At 66.1% G+C, this 18,931-nt stretch carries 18 protein-coding genes, 1 tRNA gene and 1 pseudogene; 19 read left to right on the top strand and 1 reads right to left on the bottom strand.

Annotated elements, in window-relative coordinates; genetic code table 11:
• Window positions 1–14: 14 nt before the first annotated feature.
• The 6 genes from ALSL_RS08270 to prpC all read left to right on the top strand — a co-directional run bounded on the left by ALSL_RS08270 (window position 15) and on the right by prpC (window position 5,173).
• Complete coding sequence (locus tag ALSL_RS08270) at window positions 15–452, top strand: universal stress protein (RefSeq protein WP_126538187.1); 438 nt, start codon at window positions 15–17, stop codon at window positions 450–452.
• A 61-nt stretch (window positions 453–513) separates the two neighbouring features.
• On the top strand, window positions 514–1,287 hold the full coding sequence (locus ALSL_RS08265) for a cyclic nucleotide-binding domain-containing protein (protein WP_126538185.1): 774 nt from the start codon (window positions 514–516) through the stop codon (window positions 1,285–1,287).
• A 230-nt stretch (window positions 1,288–1,517) separates the two neighbouring features.
• A complete protein-coding gene (locus ALSL_RS08260) occupies window positions 1,518–2,093 on the top strand; it encodes a GNAT family N-acetyltransferase (RefSeq protein WP_126538183.1) in 576 nt (191 codons plus the stop codon).
• Between the two features lie 62 nt (window positions 2,094–2,155).
• Window positions 2,156–2,953, top strand: coding sequence for a universal stress protein (locus ALSL_RS08255; protein ID WP_126538181.1), 798 nt, complete (start codon window positions 2,156–2,158; stop codon window positions 2,951–2,953).
• Between the two features lie 124 nt (window positions 2,954–3,077).
• Complete coding sequence (prpB, locus tag ALSL_RS08250; RefSeq protein ID WP_126538179.1) at window positions 3,078–3,968, top strand: methylisocitrate lyase; 891 nt, start codon at window positions 3,078–3,080, stop codon at window positions 3,966–3,968.
• 56 nt (window positions 3,969–4,024) lie between these two features.
• Window positions 4,025–5,173: a bifunctional 2-methylcitrate synthase/citrate synthase gene (gene prpC / locus ALSL_RS08245; RefSeq protein WP_126538177.1), complete on the top strand. Its 1,149-nt coding sequence runs from the start codon at window positions 4,025–4,027 to the stop codon at window positions 5,171–5,173.
• Window positions 5,174–5,182: 9 nt separating this feature from the next.
• Here prpC and ALSL_RS08240 read toward each other — a convergent pair whose 3' ends face one another.
• Window positions 5,183–5,857, bottom strand: coding sequence for a TerC family protein (locus ALSL_RS08240; protein WP_126540143.1), 675 nt, complete (start codon window positions 5,855–5,857; stop codon window positions 5,183–5,185).
• A gap of 300 nt (window positions 5,858–6,157) precedes the next feature.
• Between ALSL_RS08240 and ALSL_RS08235 the strand changes: the two genes are divergently transcribed.
• From ALSL_RS08235 to ALSL_RS13835, 13 genes and pseudogenes are all read left to right on the top strand, one after another.
• The gene (locus tag ALSL_RS08235) at window positions 6,158–7,609 is read left to right on the top strand and encodes a bifunctional 2-methylcitrate dehydratase/aconitate hydratase (RefSeq protein WP_126538175.1); all 1,452 of its coding nucleotides are present in this window, start codon (window positions 6,158–6,160) and stop codon (window positions 7,607–7,609) included.
• 99 nt (window positions 7,610–7,708) lie between these two features.
• Window positions 7,709–8,851, top strand: coding sequence for an OmpA family protein (locus ALSL_RS08230; protein WP_126538173.1), 1,143 nt, complete (start codon window positions 7,709–7,711; stop codon window positions 8,849–8,851).
• Between the two features lie 159 nt (window positions 8,852–9,010).
• A complete protein-coding gene (locus ALSL_RS08225; protein ID WP_126538171.1) occupies window positions 9,011–9,520 on the top strand; it encodes a CinA family protein in 510 nt (169 codons plus the stop codon).
• Window positions 9,521–9,643: 123 nt separating this feature from the next.
• Complete coding sequence (gene recA, locus ALSL_RS08220) at window positions 9,644–10,672, top strand: recombinase RecA (protein WP_126538169.1); 1,029 nt, start codon at window positions 9,644–9,646, stop codon at window positions 10,670–10,672.
• Between the two features lie 5 nt (window positions 10,673–10,677).
• The gene (locus ALSL_RS08215; protein ID WP_126538167.1) at window positions 10,678–11,307 is read left to right on the top strand and encodes a short chain dehydrogenase; all 630 of its coding nucleotides are present in this window, start codon (window positions 10,678–10,680) and stop codon (window positions 11,305–11,307) included.
• 8 nt (window positions 11,308–11,315) lie between these two features.
• A complete protein-coding gene (locus ALSL_RS08210; RefSeq protein WP_126538165.1) occupies window positions 11,316–11,798 on the top strand; it encodes a regulatory protein RecX in 483 nt (160 codons plus the stop codon).
• Window positions 11,799–11,869: 71 nt separating this feature from the next.
• Window positions 11,870–14,512, top strand: a complete 2,643-nt coding sequence (gene alaS / locus ALSL_RS08205) for an alanine--tRNA ligase (protein WP_126538163.1) — start codon at window positions 11,870–11,872, stop codon at window positions 14,510–14,512.
• Between the two features lie 256 nt (window positions 14,513–14,768).
• Complete coding sequence (gene csrA, locus ALSL_RS08200) at window positions 14,769–14,972, top strand: carbon storage regulator CsrA (RefSeq protein WP_126538161.1); 204 nt, start codon at window positions 14,769–14,771, stop codon at window positions 14,970–14,972.
• 73 nt (window positions 14,973–15,045) lie between these two features.
• Window positions 15,046–15,138: transfer RNA gene (locus ALSL_RS08195), tRNA-Ser, on the top strand.
• 326 nt (window positions 15,139–15,464) lie between these two features.
• Entirely contained in the window at window positions 15,465–16,553 is a 1,089-nt protein-coding gene (alr, locus tag ALSL_RS08190) for an alanine racemase (RefSeq protein ID WP_126538159.1), read from the top strand.
• 91 nt (window positions 16,554–16,644) lie between these two features.
• Window positions 16,645–17,613, top strand: coding sequence for a potassium channel beta subunit family protein (locus ALSL_RS08185; protein WP_126538157.1), 969 nt, complete (start codon window positions 16,645–16,647; stop codon window positions 17,611–17,613).
• A gap of 114 nt (window positions 17,614–17,727) precedes the next feature.
• On the top strand, window positions 17,728–18,267 hold the full coding sequence (locus ALSL_RS08180; protein WP_126538155.1) for a hypothetical protein: 540 nt from the start codon (window positions 17,728–17,730) through the stop codon (window positions 18,265–18,267).
• 253 nt (window positions 18,268–18,520) lie between these two features.
• Window positions 18,521–18,856: pseudogene (locus ALSL_RS13835) on the top strand (transposase family protein); the annotation flags it as partial.
• Window positions 18,857–18,931: the final 75 nt, after the last annotated feature.

Here is an 18,931-nt window from a genome sequence, read left to right as displayed (position 1 = left end):
GTCGAGGAGTTGCCATGTTCAGTCACATCCTGCTGCCCACTGACGGTTCCGAACTGTCGTTGCGTGCCGTCGATACCGGCATCGAGCTGGCGCAACGCATCGGCGCCAAGGTCTATGGTTTCCACGTCATCGCGCCGTTCCCGACCGTGGCCTACCTGGCCGAGCTGATCCAGGCCTCACAGGAAAGCTACACCCGTGAGGCGACCGAACGCGCCAACCGTTTCCTGGATGAGGTGAAGCAGCGGGCACAAAAGGCCGGCGTGCCCTGCGAGACCGGCTACGAGTTCGATCAGCGGCCTTACTGCGCCATCATCGGCGCCGCGGAAAAGCAGCACTGCGATCTCATCGTCATGGCTTCGCACGGCTGGCGCGGTTTCGACCGTCTGCTGCTCGGCAGCGAGACCCACAAGGTACTGCTCAACACCGCCATTCCGGTGCTGGTCTGCCACTGAAAGCGAGTCCATGACGCCGCACGCGGGCCAGCCGCCGGCAGGCCCGTGTTAAGCTCGCGGCATGAACAGCGGCGTCGTCCTGGATCTCAATCAACTGCGCCGGCATTGCAGCGTCTGTGCACTGCATGAACTGTGTCTTCCCGCCGGCATCGACCGCCAGGCGATGGAACGCCTGGATGACGTCGTGCGTGACCGGCGCACGCTGGAAAAGGGCAAACCCCTGTTCCGGCAGGGTGATGTCTTCCATGCCCTGTACGTCGTGCGTTCCGGCTCGCTCAAGACCTACGTGGAAAGCCCCACGGGCGAAAGCCAGATCTTGGGCTTCAGCCTGCCGGGCGAACTGGTCGGGGTCGATGCCCTGGCCAATGACCGCCACTTGTGCAGCGCCGAAGCGCTGGAGCGCACCAGCGTCTGTGAACTTCCCTTCGGCCAGCTCGATCGCGTGGCGCGCGAAGTCCCGGCCCTGAACCGCCAGCTGCTGCGGGTCATCAGCCGCGAAGTCGCCGCCGAGCAGCATCACCTGGTGACGATGGGCAAGCAGCAGGCGCAGGAACGGCTTGCCACTTTCCTGCGCAGTCTGTCGGAGCGGTACGGCCGGCTTTCGCGCGACCCCAACACGTTGACCTTGCCGATGTCGCGCTATGACATCGCCAATTACCTGGGCCTGGTGGTGGAAACCGTCAGCCGGTTGTTCGGACGCATGGAAAACGCCGGCGTGCTCGAGGTGAGCCGCAAGACGATCCGCATCCTGCGGCCCGATCTCCTGACTGCGTTGTGCAACGGCAGCAGCGAAGCCGTGCCGGAGAGTTCGCAGGTGCGCACGCCGCGAAGTTGACGCCAGTCAAGCCTCCGCCGGCGCGAACGCCTAATGCTTCGGCGGGTATCGCAGCTTAAGGAAGCGCTGATTTATTCGGCGCTTCCTTCTGGGGCAGGATGCCCCGGCAGGCATCAAAGGTGGACGCCGATGCCTGAAGTGCGGCGCGGATGTGCACCGCGCCGCAGCGAGCTGAAAAAAGTCCATGGACGGAATTTTCAGCATCTCCTTAAAGACCCTCGGAGGCTCGTATGAACGGCGCATCATCATCCCCGCATCCCGCCTTGACCGCCGCGGCCCAGGCCCTGCCCGGCGATCACTGGATCGATCGGCTGGAGGACGGCAGCTATGTGTTGATCCGCCCGATCCGCCCTGAGGACCGTGAGCGCGAGCGCGCCTTCATCGAAGGACTGTCGCCGGAAGCGCAGCGCTTCCGTTTCTTCGAGGTCATCCGCAAGGTCAGCCCGGCGATGCTGGATCAACTCGTCGACGTGGACGAGCAACGAACCGAAGCCTTCATTGCGCTGGCGCATGACAATGGCGTGCTGCGCGAGGTCGGCGTCAGCCGCTATGCGGCCACGGACGAACCCGGCGTGTGCGAGTGCGCCGTCGCCGTCGCCGACGACTGGCGGCATCGGGGGCTTGGCCTGGCGCTGATGCGTCATTTGATCGACGCCGCGCGGCGCAACGGGTTCAAGCGCATGTATTCCATCGACGCAGTGGACAACGAACCGATGCGCAAGCTGGCGGCCATGCTCGGTTTCGAACGCCGGCCCGATCCCAACGATGCCAGCCAGGTCATCCACAGCCTGACGCTCGCGGTGTGAAAAACGACTCGGCCACGCGGCTTCAGCATCGGGCGGCGCGCACCCGTTGTCGTGCCAGCGACGTGCTGGCCCTGGTTCCGGAAAGTACCCCCGGCGGCCCCGCAGCCGAGTTGGGCGCACGGCTGGCCAAGCGCTGGCAGGGCACGTTGACTGCCTGCCACGTGCCGCCCGCCTTGCGGCCGCTGTCGGGGGCGCCGGTCGAGCCGACCGTGCTGTCCCTGCTTTACGAAGACGACACGGATGCGCCGGCGCGCGCCGCCCGCGACTTCCACGCCTGGGCCGCGACGATGGGGGTCGATCATGCGCACTGGGTGCAGGCGGCGTCGGGCATCGCCCAGACCTTGCACGTCCTCGGCGCGTGGCATGACCTTGCCGTCATGCAGCGCGAGCTGATCCCGGCCGAGCACCTCGTCGATGTGCTGGGAGAGGCGTTGCTCGGCGCACGGATTCCTTGCCTCATCATTCCAGCCGGCCGCGCCGCGGATGTCTACGCACGCGTGCTGATCGGCTGGAACGGGCGTCAAGAAGCGGCCCACGCCCTGCGCGCGGCGCTGCCGTTGCTGGCCGAGGCGCGAGAGGTCGTCCTGGCGGATGGTTCGCATCCGGCCGAGGACGACCTCAAGGCCTGGCCGCCTTTCGCACCGCGCGAGTATCTGCTCGGCCACGGCATCGAAGCCCATGCGAAGCGCTTGCGCGCCGATCCGAAGGAAGCCGGCGCCGCATTGCTGCGCGAGGCCGAGGGCTACGATCTGCTCGTGATCGGCGCCTACAGCCACTCGCGCACCCGCGAGCGCCTGCTGGGCGGCGCCACCCGCCATGTACTCGCGCACGCGCAACTGCCCTTGCTCATGATGCATTGAGGCGCCGCGGAGCCGCAGGCCTTGCGACCATCGGCCGGATTGCCCGCGCCATGGCGCGCTGGCTAAAGTTGCGGTCTTTTCATCGCGCCGCCGAGGGTGGCGGCGCACGCCGTAGGAGGCCGTCTTGAACTCAACCGATTCCGCGGGCCGGGGTTTTCGTGCGGCGCTCGCCGCCGAACAGCCGCTGCAGGTGATGGGCGCGATCACAGCTTATGCCGGTCTGATGGCCAAGCGCGTCGGCTACAAAGCGCTGTACCTGTCAGGCGGCGGCGTGGCGGCCAATTCGCTGGGGCTGCCCGACCTTGGCATCACCACCATGGAAGACGTGCTCACCGATGCACGGCGCATCGTCGATGCTACGCAGATGCCGCTCCTGGTCGACATCGACACCGGCTGGGGCGGGGCGTTCAACATCGCGCGCACCATCCGCTCCTTCATCCGGGCCGGTGTCGCCGCCGTGCACATCGAGGACCAGGTCGGCCAGAAGCGCTGCGGACACCGGCCGGGCAAGGAAGTGGTGTCGAAGGAGGAAATGGTCGATCGCGTCAAGGCGGCGGTGGATGCGCGCACCGATCCGGATTTCGTGATCATGGCGCGCACCGATGCGGCGGCCAGCGAGGGCATCGACGCCGCGATCGAACGCGCCTGCGCCTATGTCGAGGCCGGTGCCGACATGATCTTCCCCGAGGCGATGAAGACGCTGGAGGACTACCGCCGCTTCAAGGCCGCGGTGAAAGTACCCATCCTGGCCAACCTCACCGAGTTCGGCGCCACCCCGTTCTTCACCACCGACGAATTGCGTTCGGCGAACGTGGACATCGCGCTCTACTGCTGCGGCGCCTATCGGGCGATGAACAAGGCCGCGCTCAATTTCTATCAGACCGTGCGCCGCGAAGGTACGCAGAAGCATCTCATCGATCAGCTGCAAACCCGCGACGAGCTTTACGACTTTTTGAACTACCACGCCTACGAGGCCAAGCTCGACGCCCTGTTCGCGAGCGACAAGAAGCGCTGATCTCATCCCTGGTGCCGCGCACGCGCGGCACATCGCATCCCCGTCTGGAGACCTCCATGAGCGAGCAAGTCGCCCCCAAACCCAAGAAGTCGGTCGCGCTGTCCGGTGTGCCGGCGGGCAACACCGCGCTGTGCACCGTCGGCCGCAGCGGCAACGATCTGCATTACCGCGGCTACGACATCCATGACCTGGCCGCCAAGGGCAGCTTCGAGGAAGTGGCCTATCTCCTGGTCTACGGTGTCCTGCCGAGCTGGCGCGAATTGCAGAACTACAAGACCAAGCTCAAACGCCTGCGCGGTCTGCCGGCGCCGGTCAAGCGCGTGCTCGAACTGCTGCCTGCCGCCACCCATCCGATGGACGTGCTGCGCACCGGCTGTTCGGTGCTGGGCACCGTGCTGCCGGAGCGGGAAGACCATCCGCTGGCCGGAGCGCGCGACATCGCCGACCGCCTGATGGCGAGTTTCGGTTCCATGCTGCTGTACTGGTATCACTTCAGCCACAACGGCAAGCGCATCGAGACCGAAACCGACGACGAGTCGATCGCCGCGCATTTCCTGCACCTGCTGCACGGCAAGGCCCCCAGCGAGCTGCATGCCCAGTCGCTGGACAAGTCGATGATTCTCTACGCCGAACACGAATTCAACGCCTCGACCTTCACCGCACGGGTGATCGCCGGCACCGGCTCGGACATGTATTCGGCCATTACCGGCGCGATCGGCGCACTGCGCGGCCCCAAGCACGGCGGCGCCAACGAGGTGGCGATGGAAATCATCAGCCGTTACCGCAGTGCCGACGAGGCCGAGGCCGACATCCGCGAGCGCGTGGCGCGCAAGGAAATCATCATCGGCTTCGGCCATCCGGTCTACACGGTGTCCGATCCGCGCAACGAGATCATCAAGGAAATCTCGCGCAAGCTCTGCGATGAGGGCGGCAACCCGGTGCTGTTCGAGATTTCCCAGCGCATCGAAAAGCTGATGTGGGATCTCAAGAAGATGTTTCCCAACCTCGACTGGTACTCGGCCAGCACCTACCACATGCTCGGTGTGCCGACACCGATGTTCACGCCACTGTTCGTGATCGCCCGTACCTCCGGCTGGAGCGCGCATGTGATCGAGCAGCGCCAGGACGGCAAGATCATCCGTCCCAGCGCCAACTACGTCGGCCCCGAGGATTTGTCCTACGTGCCCATCGACAAACGCGCCTGAGCCATCGGTTCAGCTTCCGGCGCCGCCGGCTATACGGCGGTGCCGGCGTTCGCGCAGATAGCCCAGGCCGCACACCAGAAACACCAGCAGTACGCCGAAGGCATGGGCAGCCCATGCGCGGCGCTCGAACCAGCCGGCCAGACCCAGCCAGTGCTCGTGCGCGATCATGCGCGCTGAAGTCCAGGCGATCGCGCCGGCACCGATGTAGACGATCACCGGATAGCGCCGCAGCAGGACCAGGATCAGCGTCGAGCCCCAGACCACCAGCGGCACGCTGATCAAGAGACCCGCGACCACCAGCAGCAGATGACCCTTCGAGGCGCCGGCGATCGCCAGCACGTTGTCCATGCCCATCAGGGCATCGGCGACGATGATGGTCCGCAGCGCCGACCACAGCCCGGCGGCCGGGTCGACTTCGCGGTCGTGATCTTCCGGCTTGAGCAGCTTGAGCGCGATGGGCAGCAGCAACAGCCCGCCGGCGAGCATCAGGCCGGGCAGCTTGAGTAGATAAACCACGCCGATGGTGAGCACGACGCGGACCGCGATTGCGCCGAAGGTGCCCCAGAACACCGCCTTGCGCTGCAGGGCGGGCGGCAGGTTGCGTGCCGCCAGCGCGATGACGATGGCGTTGTCGCCGGCAAGGACGAGGTCGAGCAGAACAATGGCCGCCAGGCCATACAGCATGTCGATGAAGCTCACGGCAGTTCCTCGCGCGCCCGATGACTTTCACGGCGACGAAGGGGCGCACAGGCCCTCGCCACCGTAAAAGTCTCGTTCGCGGAACCTGCCGCTGCGGCGCCGGGGCTTGATATGCCCGTGCTGACGACGTCCGCGCGGATACGCCGAGATTCGCGCGTATCCGGAACTACTCCCTTAAACGTGCCTGGATTTTCCTCGTTGCGAGAGAGAATCGTCAAGCGCGCCGCGGCTCATGTCCAGGCGTGAAGGTACAATCCGCATTCTTTTCCAACGCCGAGATCGCTCATGAGTGCGCATGACATCCGCTCCGCCGTCCGTCCCGATCCCGATCAGCCGATGGTGGACATCGCCGACTACGTGGCCGACTACCGGATCGACTCGACGGAGGCTTACGACACCGCGCGCTACATGCTGCTCGATTCGCTGGGCTGCGCCATGCTGGCGATGCGCTTTCCCGAATGCGTCAAGCATCTGGGCCCGCTGGTGCCAGGCGCCACGCTGCCGGGCGGCGCACGCGTGCCGGGCACCAGTCACGAGCTCGATCCGGCGCAGGCCGCCTTCGCCATCGGCACGCAGATCCGCTGGCTGGATTTCAACGACACCTGGCTTGCCGCCGAATGGGGACACCCTTCGGACAACCTTGGTGCCATTCTCGCCGTGGCCGATTACCTCGGCCGCAAGGCCGAACGAGAAGGCGGCACGCCGCTGACCGTGCGCGACGTGCTGGGTTACGCGATCAAGGCGCACGAGATTCAAGGCTGTTATGCGCTCAAGAACAGCTTCAACCGGGTAGGGCAGGATCACGTGATCCTGGTGCGGCTGGCCTCCACCGCGGTGGCCACGCACATGCTGGGCGGCGACAAGGAACGCATCGTCACCGCGGTCTCGCACAGCTGGATCGACAACGGCGCGCTGCGCACCTATCGCCACGCGCCCAACACCGGGCCGCGCAAGAGCTGGGCGGCGGGCGATGCCTGCCGGCGCGCGGTCACGCATGCTATCAATGCCGTGTACCGCGGCGTGGTGGGCTATCCGTCGGCACTGAGCGCCAAGACCTGGGGCTATTACGACGTCGCCTTCAAGGGCAAGCCGTTCGAGTTCGAGCGTCCGTTCGGCAGCTACGTGATGGAGAACGTGCTGTTCAAGATCAGCTTCCCGGCCGAGTTCCACGCGCAGACGGCGGTCGAGTGCGCGATGAAGCTGCATCCCCAGGTCGCCTCGCGGCTCGACGAGATCGACCGCATCGTGATCGAGACCCAGGAGGCCGGCTGCCGCATCATCGACAAGACCGGTCCGCTCGCCAATTACGCCGACCGTGACCACTGCATCCAGTACATGGTCGCCGTGCCCTTGATCTTCGGCCGGCTGACCGCCGACGACTACAACGACGACGTCGCCGCCGACCCGCGCATCGACGCCCTGCGCGCGAAGATGGAGGTGCGCGAGAACCCGCAGTTCACCAGGGACTATTTCGACCCGGACAAACGCTACATCGGCAACGCGGTGCAGGTGTTCTTCAAGGATGGCTCCAGCACCGAGCGCGTCGCCGTCGATTACCCGATCGGCCACCGCAAGCGCCGCGCCGAAGGCATTCCGGTGCTGCTCAAGAAATTCGAAGGCGCGCTGCGCGGCCATTTGCCTGCGCATCGCGTCAAGGCCATTCTCGAGGCCACGGCCGACCCGGCCAGCTTCGACCGCATGCCGGTGCACCGTTTCCTCGAGCTCTTCACGCCGTAAAGATGTCGTTACTGCCCTAATCACACCCGGTCTGCCGGACGTCATGGCGTCGGCGTGGCTTTTTTGGGGTTTTCACAAGTCTTGCAAGGAGACACCGAGATGAAGCGAAAGGGTATGTATATCTTGATGGCCATGGCCCTGGGTGGTGCCGGGGTGGTGCAGGCGCAGGATGCGGCGCCGGCGTCGGCGGGCAGCAGTGCGGGCGTGGCGATGGATGCGGCCAGCTATGACGATCGTTGGTACATTGCGCCGACGGTGGGTGGTTACTACAACGACACGGACCGCAACACGAGCAGTCGTCAGGTGTATTACGGGTTGGCGGTGGGTCGGTATATATCGCCGCATGCCTCGATCGACATTTTTGCCGACCGCACCAAGCGTGATCGTGACCGCCGTGCGGGTGGTGGCAACTGGTCGAACAACAGTGTGGGTGTGGCGGCGCGTTTTTACGCGGGCGACTGGAACGCGTGGCGTCCGTATCTGTTGGCTGGCGTGATGGGCAGTTATCACAACAACCGGAATGACGATGGTTGGTCGCCGGCGGCGGAGTTGGGTGCGGGCTTGTCCAAGACGATCACGGACAGTTCGGATTTCCGTGTCGAGGCGGGTTATCGTTATGACTGGGATGACAAGTCGCAGCGCAAGGAAGACGGTTATGGCGACTGGTTCCTGGGTTTCAGCATCGTGTCGCGATTTGGCGAGCCGCCGGCCAAGCCGGTACCGGCTGCCGCGCCTGCGCCGGTGAATGATTGTTCGACCAAGGACAGTGATGGCGATGGCGTGAACGATTGCGACGACAAGTGCCCGGGTACACCGGCGGGCACGATGGTGGGTCCGGACGGTTGTCCGCAGAAGGTGGTGATCGATCTTCGGGGTGTGAACTTCAAGTTCGACTATCCGAAGAAGGGTCATGTGAAGGCGGAGGAGATTGCCAAGGCCTTGGCCGAGCCGACCAGCGAGTCGTTGGCGATCCTGGATCAGGCGGTGGATACGCTCAAGCGTTATCCGGACGTCAAGGTGACGGTGGCCGGTTACACCGATTCGATTGGTACGGACGAGTACAACCAGGCCTTGTCGGAGCGTCGTGCGCAGATCGTGTATGACTATTTGGTCAAGCACGGGATCGATCCGAGTCGTCTGCAGGGTCCGATTGGGCATGGCGAGAACGATCCGATCGACACCAACGACACGCCCGAGGGTCGTGCGCGCAACCGTCGCACGGAGCTTCAGGTGCAGCAGTAAGCCCGGGAGGGGTGCCGTGCCGGGTGGTCTTTGGCCCGGCATCCGCAAACGGGTCACTTCGAATGCCCGCATCGGATCGATGCGGGCATTCGTGTTTGCATGATCTGCGACCTCCGGCGCCCGAAGTGCTCGACAACACTCCAGCGGATCCTTGTGGCGATGAACGCATACGATTTTCCCACCGACGAGCGACTGCGCGAACTGGCCGAGCAGGTGGCCGACAAGGCGCGGCAGCACCGCTTGATGGTGGTCACCGCCGAATCGTGTACGGGCGGCTGGATCGCGAAGGTCCTCACCGATCTGCCCGGCAGTTCCGCCTGGTTCGAGGCGGGAGCCGTGGCCTACAGCTACGAGGCCAAAGAAGCCCTTTTGGGTGTCAATCCGCGCACACTCGAGCGTTTCGGCGCGGTAAGCGAGGAGACGGCGCTGGAAATGGTATCGGGCGCCCTGGCCCGGTTCGGGGCCGGCGTGGCGGTGGCGGTGACCGGCATTGCCGGGCCATCAGGCGGGACGCCCGACAAGCCCGTGGGGACGGTATGGATCGCCTGGAAGCGGCGCGGCGGCTATGCGCACGCTCGGCTGTTCCATTTCGACGGCGACCGGGATGCCGTCCGGCGCCTGACCGTGGCCGCGGCGCTCACCGGGACGTGGCAAGAACTGACGCCCTGACGCGCCGTCCGCCCCGGGTCTCGATCCGGCGATGTGGGATACTGCTTGCGGCACGCAATCGCAGTCCGTGAGACGGCCTTGCGGCATCCTGCATCGAGTTCCAATCACCAGAGACTTCCCGCGATGGATGACAACAAGCGCAAAGCGCTCGCCTCGGCGCTCGGCCAGATCGAGAAACAATTCGGCAAGGGCGCGGTGATGCGCCTGGGCGATCGCAGCGAGGATGCGGTCGATACCGTATCCACCGGCTCGCTGGGCCTGGACATCGCGCTCGGCGTGGGCGGCCTGCCGCGCGGCCGCGTGGTGGAAATCTACGGTCCGGAATCCTCCGGCAAGACCACGCTGACCCTGCAGGTGATCGCCAACTGCCAGAAGAACGGCGGCACCGCGGCCTTCGTCGATGCCGAACACGCGCTCGATCCCGGTTATGCGGCCAAGCTCGGCGTCAACGTCGATGACCTCCTGGTCTCGCAGCCCGATACCGGCGAGCAGGCGCTGGAGATCGCCGACATGCTGGTGCGCTCGGGCGCGGTGGACGTGGTGGTGGTCGACTCCGTCGCCGCGCTCACGCCCAAGGCCGAGATCGAGGGCGAGATGGGCGATTCGCACGTCGGCCTGCACGCGCGCCTGATGAGCCAGGCGCTGCGCAAGCTCACCGCCAACATCAAGAAGTCCAACTGCCTGGTCATCTTCATCAACCAGATCCGCATGAAGATCGGCGTGATGTTCGGCAACCCGGAAACCACCACCGGCGGCAATGCGCTCAAGTTCTACGCCTCGGTGCGCCTGGACATCCGCCGCATCGGCGCGGTGAAGAAGGGCGAGGAAGTGATCGGCTCGGAGACCCGCGTCAAGGTGGTCAAGAACAAGGTGGCGCCGCCGTTCCGCCAGGCCGAGTTCGAAATCCTCTACGGCGAGGGCACTTCGCGCGAGGGCGAGATCATCGAGCTTGGCGTGGCGCAGAACCTGATCGAGAAATCCGGCGCCTGGTACAGCTACAAGGGCGAGCGCATCGGCCAGGGCAAGGAGAACGTGCGCCAGTTTTTGCGGGACAATCCGGCGATCGCCGATGAGATCGACCGCGAATTGCGGGCGCGGCTGCTGGTCGGCGGCGGCGCCGCATTGCCGGCAGTCGAGGTGGAAGAGGTCTGAGGCTGATGAAGGAGCGACGTCTGCGCATTCTGTTGGTCGGCGCCGGCGGCACCATCGGCCGCGCCATCGCCGCCGAACTCGGTGCCCGGCATGCAATCATCGGCGCGGGGCGTCGCTCCGGCGATCTGCATTTCGATCTCGCCGATCCGGCCGGCATGCGGGAGGCGCTCGCCGGCGCCGGGCCGCTGGATGCCGTGATCTGCGCCGCCGGCAACACGGCGTTTGCGCCGCTCGCCGATTTCGTCGCGGCTCCGTATGGAGCGTCCCTGCATACGCTCGGGTTGGCCGACAAGCTGCTCGGCCAGGTCAATCTGGCGCTCGCCGCGCGTGACGTGCTCGCCGAGGGTGGTTCGATCACGCTGACCACCGGGCTGCTCGCCGAGGAGCCGGTGGTCGAGGGCAGTTCCTCGAGTCTGGTCAATGGCGCGCTGCAATCGTTCGTACGCGCGGCGGCGATCGAATTGCCGCGCGGCCTGCGCATCAATGCGGTGAGTCCCGGCGTCGTCGCCGAATCGCTGGATGCCTATGCCCCGTATTTCCGCGGCTTCGATCCAGTGCCGGCCGCGCGCGTCGCGCTTGCCTACAGCCGCAGCGTGGAAGGCGCGCAGACCGGCCAGGTCTATCGGGTGCACTGATCCGCGCCGTGCCGGGCCGCGACGACAAACCGCGTGTCGATGCCTACGAAACGGCCATCGCGCTGCTTGCCCGTCGCGAGCATTCGCAGCGGGAACTGGGCGCCAAACTCAAACGTAAGGGTTTTTCGAGCGCCGAGACGCTCGATGCGTTGAGGCGGCTCGGTGAGCGGCGCCATCAGGACGACGAGCGCTTCGCCGCGACGCTGATTCGCCATCGCGCGTCGCAGGGTTACGGGCCGTTGCGCCTGCGCCTGGAGCTCAAGGGGCACGGTTTGCCGGAGGCCCGCATCCGCGCCTTGCTGGATGATGCCGATATCGACTGGAACGTTCTGGCGGCCGGTCAGCTCAGACGCCGCTTCGGCGCTGCCGCAGCCCCCGATGCGGCGGAGCGCGCCCGCCGGGCGCAGTTCCTCTTGCGTCGCGGCTTTGCCGCCGCCACAGTACGACAGGTCACCCACGCCGACGTGGACGACGCCGATACGGATGCTTGAGGGGGCGTGCCGCCCGAAGCATCCTCACCGGCGTCGTTCGGCGTGCCTCCTTCGTTTGCCAGCCACGACGCATGAAAACCGCCGACATCCGCTCCGCGTTCCTCGATTTCTTCCGTGCCAAGGGCCACACCATCGTGCCCTCGGCCTCGCTCGTTCCGGCCAACGATCCGACCCTGCTCTTCACCAACTCGGGCATGGTGCCGTTCAAGAACGTTTTCCTCGGCAGCGAAAAACTGCCTTGGTCGCGCGTGGCGGACGTACAGCGCTGCCTGCGCGCCGGCGGCAAACACAACGACCTCGATTCGGTGGGTTACACCGCGCGCCATCACACCTTCTTCGAGATGCTGGGCAACTGGTCGTTCGGCGACTACTTCAAGCGTGAGGCGATCGTCTGGGCGTGGGAGCTGCTCACCGAGGTGTTCAAGCTGCCGGCCGAGCGCTTGTGGGTGACCGTCTATCACACCGACGACGAGGCTTACCGCATCTGGCACGACGAAGTCGGCGTGCCGGCCGCGCGCATCGTGCGCATCGGCGACAACAAGGGCGCGCCGTACGCCTCGGACAATTTCTGGCAGATGGCCGATACCGGTCCGTGCGGGCCATGCACCGAGATCTTCTACGACCATGGCCCGGCAGTGGCCGGTGGGCCGCCCGGTTCGCCCGACGAGGACGGCGACCGCTACATCGAGATCTGGAACCTGGTGTTCATGCAGTTCGACCGCGCGCCGGACGGCGCGCTCTCGCCGCTGCCGGCGCCGTGCGTGGACACCGGCATGGGGCTGGAGCGGCTCGCCGCGGTGCTGCAGGGCGTGCATTCGAACTACGAGATCGATCTGTTCCGGCACCTGATCGACGCCGCCGCCGCGCTTACCGGCGTCGCCGATCGCGAAAACAAGTCGCTGCGTGTGATCGCCGACCACATCCGTGCCAGCGCATTCCTGATCGTCGACGGCGTGCTGCCTTCCAACGAAGGTCGCGGCTACGTGCTGCGTCGGATCATCCGCCGCGCGCTGCGGCATGGTTGGATGCTCGGCGTGCGCGGCGAATTCTTCTGGAAGATGGTGGCGCCGCTGGTCGCCGAGATGGGCGAGGCCTACCCCGAGCTCATCGCCCGGCAGCCGCAGGTCGAGGAGGCTCTGCGCGCCGAGGAGCAACGTTTCGGCGAAACGCTCGAACACGGCATGCGCGTGTTCGACGAGGTGGCCGCGCGGGCGGGCAGAGTCATCCCCGGCGCCGACGTGTTCCGCCTGTACGACACTTACGGCTTTCCGGTCGATCTCACCGCCGATATCGCGCGCGAACGCGGCCTTGCCGTGGACATGGCCGGCTTCGAGCAGGCGATGAACGAACAGCGCGAACGCGCGCGCGCGGCCAGCCGCTTCGAAGCCAGAGGGCAAATGCCGGCCGAGCTGGCGGCCAGACTCCTGCCGACGACCTTTCTGGGTTACGAGGCGCTGCAGGCGAAGGATTGCAAAATCCTGGGCATCATCCATGAAGGTCGCGCACGCGATGCGCTCGCGGACGGCGAGGACGCACTGGTGATCCTCGACCGCACGCCCTTCTATGCCGAGTCCGGCGGCCAGGTCGGCGACACGGGGGTGCTGATTGCCGAGCATGGCCTCCTCAAGGTGGGGGATACCTTCAAACTCGGCGGCGTGTTCTTTGCCCATGCAGGACGCTGGCATGGCGCGCGCCCCTTGCGGGTCGGCGACGTGGTCGAAGCACATGTCGACGAGGCACGGCGTCAGGCCATCGCGCTCAACCATTCGGCCACACATCTGTTGCATGCGGCGCTGCGCCAGGTGCTGGGTGGGCATGTGAGCCAGAAGGGTTCGCTGGTTGCACCCGATCGCCTGCGTTTTGATTTCTCCCACCCGCGTCCCTTGACGCGCGAGGAGCTGCTCGAGGTCGAGGCTCGGGTCAACGCCGAAATACGACGCAACGCCGAGGTGGAGATGCGCCACATGCCGTATGACGAAGCCATCGCCAGCGGCGCCATGGCGTTGTTCGGCGAGAAATACGGCGACGAAGTGCGCGTGCTGCGCATGGGCGAGTTTTCCACCGAGCTCTGTGGCGGTACGCACGTGCGGCGCACCGGTGATATCGGCCTGTTCAAGATCGTGGCCGAATCGGGCGTGGCCGCCGGTGTGCGGCGTATCGAAGCGGTGACCGGCGCCGCCGCGCTCGATTTCGTTGCCGAGGAGGAGCGGCGACTTGCCGAGCTGGCGCGCCTGCTCGCTGCCGGCGGTGACGATCTGGTGGACCGGGCGCGGCAATTGCTCGAGCGGCAGAAGAAGCTCGAGCGCGAGCTCGAATCACTGCGCGCCAAGGCCGCAAGCGGCGAGATCGAGGCGTTGGTCGACGCCGCCCGCAAGGTCGGCGACATCCATGTGGTAGCCGCACGGCTGGAAGGCTTCGACGCCAAGGCGCTGCGCGAGGGCGTCGACCTGCTCAAGCAGAAACTCGGTGATGTGGTGGTGCTGCTGGCCGGCGCGCAGGAAGGCAAGGTGGCCTTGGTGGCCGGTGTCTCCGGCGCCGCACTCGGCCGGATCAAGGCGGGTGAGGTGGTGGCCCACATCGCACGGCAGATCGGCGGCAAGGGCGGCGGTCGTGCCGATCTCGCCCAGGGGGGCGGCGAGGATGCGCCGCATCTGGCGAGGCTGCTCTCCGAACTCCCCGCGTGGGTGGCCACGCGGACGAGTGCCGCTGCCTGAGCCAGTGCTTTAAGTGCCAAAGGTCACGGACGATTGGGTGTCCAAACGCATTGCGTGTCCCGTTCGTGCTCGGCTAGTATCCGATGGTTGTCGTATTGCCGGATCCGGCAATCGCACCAGTCCGGCAATGCCGGGCTGCACGCCGGGGGAAGGCGTCGAGGCATTGACGGGCATTCGTCGAATCGTCTGGTGGTGGTACCGGGGTGAGCTGCCGCCAGGTAGGCCTTGAGACCTACTAGCATCATGGAGATCAAACATGTTGATTCTGACCCGCAGGGTCGGTGAAACCCTGATGATCGGTGACGAGGTGACGGTCACCGTTCTCGGAGTGAAAGGCAATCAGGTCCGCATTGGCATCAATGCGCCCAAAAACGTGGCCGTGCATCGCGAAGAGATCTACCAGCGCATCAAGGGCGAGCACGAGACCGGCGCCGCGGCGCCGGATGAAAACGATCACTAAGGACGCGTCGGACTTTACTTGAGGTGATGCGGGTCGGTATGCTTTCCGGCTCGCATTGCGCGAGTCCTCAAACGGAGAGATGCCCGAGAGGCCGAAGGGGCTCCCCTGCTAAGGGAGTATAGGGTCAAAAGCCTTATCGAGGGTTCGAATCCCTCTCTCTCCGCCAGATACTCAAAACCCCTGTTTTCACAGGGGTTTTTTGTGGTCTATGGCAAGGGCGCTTGGGTCACGTCGGTTGGTCAATCTGACATGCGCTCGGCGCGTGAGTCACGTCGCCATGGCGAGTTCCCGGGGTTGTTGATAGTAGGCGGCCTCGGCGGGTGGCATGTGACCGATGGGCCCCAGCGGCCGCTTGGGGAACCAGTCCACCATTCGAGCATCGCCATTTCGACCTCTCCTGCAGGTGCCGCCAGGAGCACTTGGGCGCTACGCGTCCGGCGGCGCACGGCGCGTAAGATGGCAGGCTGTTCCGCTGAACATCGCAATCTGCCCATGAGCCGTACGACCGTGGCCACCATCCATCTGGGGGCCCTGCGACACAACCTGGCAAGACTCAAGGCATGGGCGGCTCCGGCGCGGGTGATGGCCGTGGTCAAGGCCGACGCCTATGGCCATGGCCTGGAACGCGTGGCTCGCGCGCTGGATGCCGATGCCGAGGCCTTCGCGGTTGCCGCGCTCGGTGACGGTCTGCGCCTGCGGGCCGCGGGGCACCGCCAGCGCATCGTCGTGCTTTCCGGGCTCGATCAGCCGGCCGACATCGCCGAGATGCAGCGTCTCGGGCTGGAGGCGGCGATCCATCACGAGGCGCAGCTGCCGTGGCTTGCCGAGGCACAGGCCGCGCGCGGACGCCTGCGGGTCTGGCTCAAGATCGACAGCGGCATGCACCGGCTGGGCTTTGCGCCCGAGCGCGTCCCGGCGATCCACGCGCGCCTGCGCGCCATGCCCGGCATCGATCCGGAAATCGGCTTGATGACGCATTTTGCCGAATCCGAACATTTTGCCGGTGAGGCGACGGCGGCGCAGATCGCGCGTTTCCAGGCGGCCACGGCGGGACTCGAGGGGCCGCGCTCGCTGGCCAATTCGGCTGCCGTGGTCGGCTGGCCGCAAGCGCACGCCGACTGGGTGCGGACGGGTGGCCTGCTGTACGGGCTTTCGGTGGTGGAAGGCCGCAACGGGGCCGATTTCGGCTTCCGGCCGGCGATGACCTTGCGTACCCGTCTCATTGCCATCAATCACATCCGCCGCGGCGAGCGCATCGGCTACAACGGCACCTGGCAATGTCCCGAGGACATGCCGGTCGGCGTCGCCGCGATCGGCTACGGTGACGGCTATCCGCGCAGCGCCAGGTCGGGCACGCCCGTCCTGGTCGGGGATGTCTGCGTGCCGCTGATCGGTCGGGTGTCGATGGATCTCATCACGCTCGACCTGCGTCCCGCCCCGGCCGCGCGCGTGGGCGATCCGGTCACGCTGTGGGGGCCGGAACTGCCCGCCGAACGGGTGGCCGCACACGCCGGCACCATCGCCTATGACCTCACCTGCGGCATGACCCGTCGCGTGCTGTTCGTCGAAGACGAAAGCTGAAGGTTGCGGTCTGCCGACCGTTGTACGCGTCGCGGCCTTGCGATACTTCAGGGTGCTACGACTACCCATTACCACCAGACAGGAGACCGGCATGCAATACCGTCGACTCGGCAGTACCGGACTGCAGCTTTCCGCTTTTTCCCTCGGCGCCTGGGTCACCTTCGGGCGCCAGGTCGGCCGTACCGAGGCGCGCGAACTGCTTGCGCTGGCCTACGACCGCGGCATCAATTTCTTCGACAACGCCGAGACCTACAACCACGGCGTCGCCGAGGAGCTGATGGGCGAGGCCCTGGCCGACCTGCACCTTCCGCGCGATGGATTTTGCGTTTCCAGCAAGGTCTTTTTCGGCGCCGTGGAGCAGCCGCGACCGACCCAGCGCGGACTTTCCCGCAAGCACGTGGTCGAGGCCTGCCATCAGGCATTGCGGCGACTGCGTGTCGAGCATCTGGATCTTTATTTCTGCCATCGCCCAGACCCCGACACGCCGATCGCGGAAACGGTGGCGGCGATGGACATGCTGGTCCGCCAGGGCAAGGTGCTGTACTGGGGCACCAGCGAATGGCCGGCTACCGCCATCCACGAAGCGCATCGCGTGGCGCGCGACATGCACATGGCCGCGCCCGTCGCCGAGCAGCCGCAGTACAACCTGCTGCACCGTGAACGCGTCGAGCAGGAATATGCGCTGCTCTACGACGCCTACGGCATGGGTACCACGGTCTGGTCGCCATTGGCCTCGGGGCTGCTGTCCGGCAAGTACGACGAGGGCATCCCGGCCGATTCCCGGCTCGCCCAGCCGGGCTACGAATGGTTGCGCGCCCAGGTGCTGGGTGAAGGCGACGAGCGGCTCGCCAGGGTGCGGCGTCTGCGGCCCATCGCCCAGGAGCTCGGCGTGTCCTCGGCACAGCTCGCGCTCGCCTGGTGCCTGACCAATCCACACGTCTCCACGGTGCTGCTCGGGGCGAGCCGGCGCGAGCAACTGGAACACAATCTCGGCGCCCTGGATTTGCTGCCGCGCTTTGATCGCTCACTCAAGGAGCGGGTGGAGCAGGCGGTGACCTGAGGAAATCCACGGCCGGTGGCTTGACCTTCAAATGAGAATTATTATTATCTGAGGCGACCGTCCCGAAGCGCTGCGCGCTTGCGCGGACATCGAGCCACCTGCCGGAGAAAAGCCTTGGCCTGGTTGACCGGATTCGGCGCCCGCCTGCGCCCCGCACAGCCCAGCCTGCGCGCGATCGCGGGGTCGCCCCGGCAATGCCTGCGCTGGCTGCCGCAGCTCGGTCCGGTGCTTTACCTGGCCGGGATGCGGGGGTGCCCGCGGGCAAGACATGGCGTGCTGGCCGAGGACGTCGACCTCATGCCCTTGACGCACGCCGCGGCGTTACAGGCCGCCAGCATGATCACGCCCGTCGGGCCGCGCGAATGGCTCGATGCGCTGGATGATGCCGGCGCGATCCGCGCACGCATCTACCTGCTGCCGGATACCGATTACTGCGCCTGGGACGGCATGCAAGGCCGTTTCATGCAGGGCGCACGCGCCATGACGCAGCTGCGTGCACGGACGGCGCGGCTGATCGCCTTCACGCATCGCCGCCTGGCGGGCCTGGACGTCTTGGGCTGTATGCCGGCGCGGGTATCGTCTCTCGGCGGCAGGCTGGCCGCCGAGCTGGCCCGTGCCGAGCACGTGTGGATGCAACGGTCCTTGCCGAGCTGAGGCGATTGTCCGTGTTGTCCGCGTGGGGTGTCCGCGGACAGTGACGAGCGGTGCCGGATGGGCCACCCAGTCGGGTATTGCCGCGATGGGCCACGGTGGCATGAGGCTTGCTATCGAAGCCGGGCAGTCGCCCAAGGGCTGTCTAAATTTTAGTTCTTCTCCCAACTGAGTGGAGAGAGGCGCACGGCCGACGGGTCAGACTTGCTGTTCTCTAGGCAACAAACTGGGGCCGGCCGTGGCCGAGCAGGATTGTATGTCCCGTCTGGGCGGCTGGACGGGATACCGAGTTGGCAAGTGGCGTCATGAGCTGCGCAGGCAGCAGCGCTGGCTGGTGATCGAGTTGGAGCCGACGCCGGGGGCGCAGCGGCAATGCACGGGCTGTGGGCAGGCGGTCGTGGCCATCCATGACTGGACGATGCGGCGCATTCGCGAGTTGCCCGTGTTCGGTGCGCCGGTGGAGCTGCACGTGCCGCGTCTTCGGCTGGCTTGCCAGGGCTGCGGGCCCCGGCTGGAACAGTTGGACTGGCTGGATCCGCATGCGCGGGTAACGCGGCGTCTGGCCGACAGCGTGGCCCGGCTGTGTGCAGTGACGTCGGTGCTGCACGCGGCGCGTTGGCATGGCATCGACTGGAAGACGGCCAAGGCCATCGACTGGCGGGCACTG

It is taken from the genome of Aerosticca soli, assembly GCF_003967035.1.
GTDB lineage: Bacteria > Pseudomonadota > Gammaproteobacteria > Xanthomonadales > Rhodanobacteraceae > Aerosticca > Aerosticca soli.
The sequence above is the reverse complement of the archived record's forward strand: the minus strand, read 5'-3'. Positions and strand labels throughout refer to the sequence as shown.

Bases quoted from the DNA above. Each gene is read 5' to 3' on its own strand.
- ALSL_RS08260 (WP_126538183.1), top strand. From the start codon at position 1,518: ATGAACGGCGCATCATCATCCCCGCATCCCGCCTTGACCGCCGCGGCC.
- csrA (WP_126538161.1), top strand. From the start codon at position 14,769: ATGTTGATTCTGACCCGCAGGGTCGGTGAAACCCTGATGATCGGTGAC.
- ALSL_RS08185 (WP_126538157.1), top strand. From the start codon at position 16,645: ATGCAATACCGTCGACTCGGCAGTACCGGACTGCAGCTTTCCGCTTTT.
- prpC (WP_126538177.1), top strand. From the start codon at position 4,025: ATGAGCGAGCAAGTCGCCCCCAAACCCAAGAAGTCGGTCGCGCTGTCC.
- ALSL_RS08215 (WP_126538167.1), top strand. From the start codon at position 10,678: ATGAAGGAGCGACGTCTGCGCATTCTGTTGGTCGGCGCCGGCGGCACC.
- ALSL_RS08235 (WP_126538175.1), top strand. From the start codon at position 6,158: ATGAGTGCGCATGACATCCGCTCCGCCGTCCGTCCCGATCCCGATCAG.
- ALSL_RS08240 (WP_126540143.1), bottom strand. From the start codon at position 5,857: ATGCTGTATGGCCTGGCGGCCATTGTTCTGCTCGACCTCGTCCTTGCC.
- alaS (WP_126538163.1), top strand. From the start codon at position 11,870: ATGAAAACCGCCGACATCCGCTCCGCGTTCCTCGATTTCTTCCGTGCC.
- recA (WP_126538169.1), top strand. From the start codon at position 9,644: ATGGATGACAACAAGCGCAAAGCGCTCGCCTCGGCGCTCGGCCAGATC.
- ALSL_RS08265 (WP_126538185.1), top strand. From the start codon at position 514: ATGAACAGCGGCGTCGTCCTGGATCTCAATCAACTGCGCCGGCATTGC.
- alr (WP_126538159.1), top strand. From the start codon at position 15,465: ATGAGCCGTACGACCGTGGCCACCATCCATCTGGGGGCCCTGCGACAC.
- ALSL_RS08270 (WP_126538187.1), top strand. From the start codon at position 15: ATGTTCAGTCACATCCTGCTGCCCACTGACGGTTCCGAACTGTCGTTG.
- ALSL_RS08230 (WP_126538173.1), top strand. From the start codon at position 7,709: ATGAAGCGAAAGGGTATGTATATCTTGATGGCCATGGCCCTGGGTGGT.
- ALSL_RS08225 (WP_126538171.1), top strand. From the start codon at position 9,011: ATGAACGCATACGATTTTCCCACCGACGAGCGACTGCGCGAACTGGCC.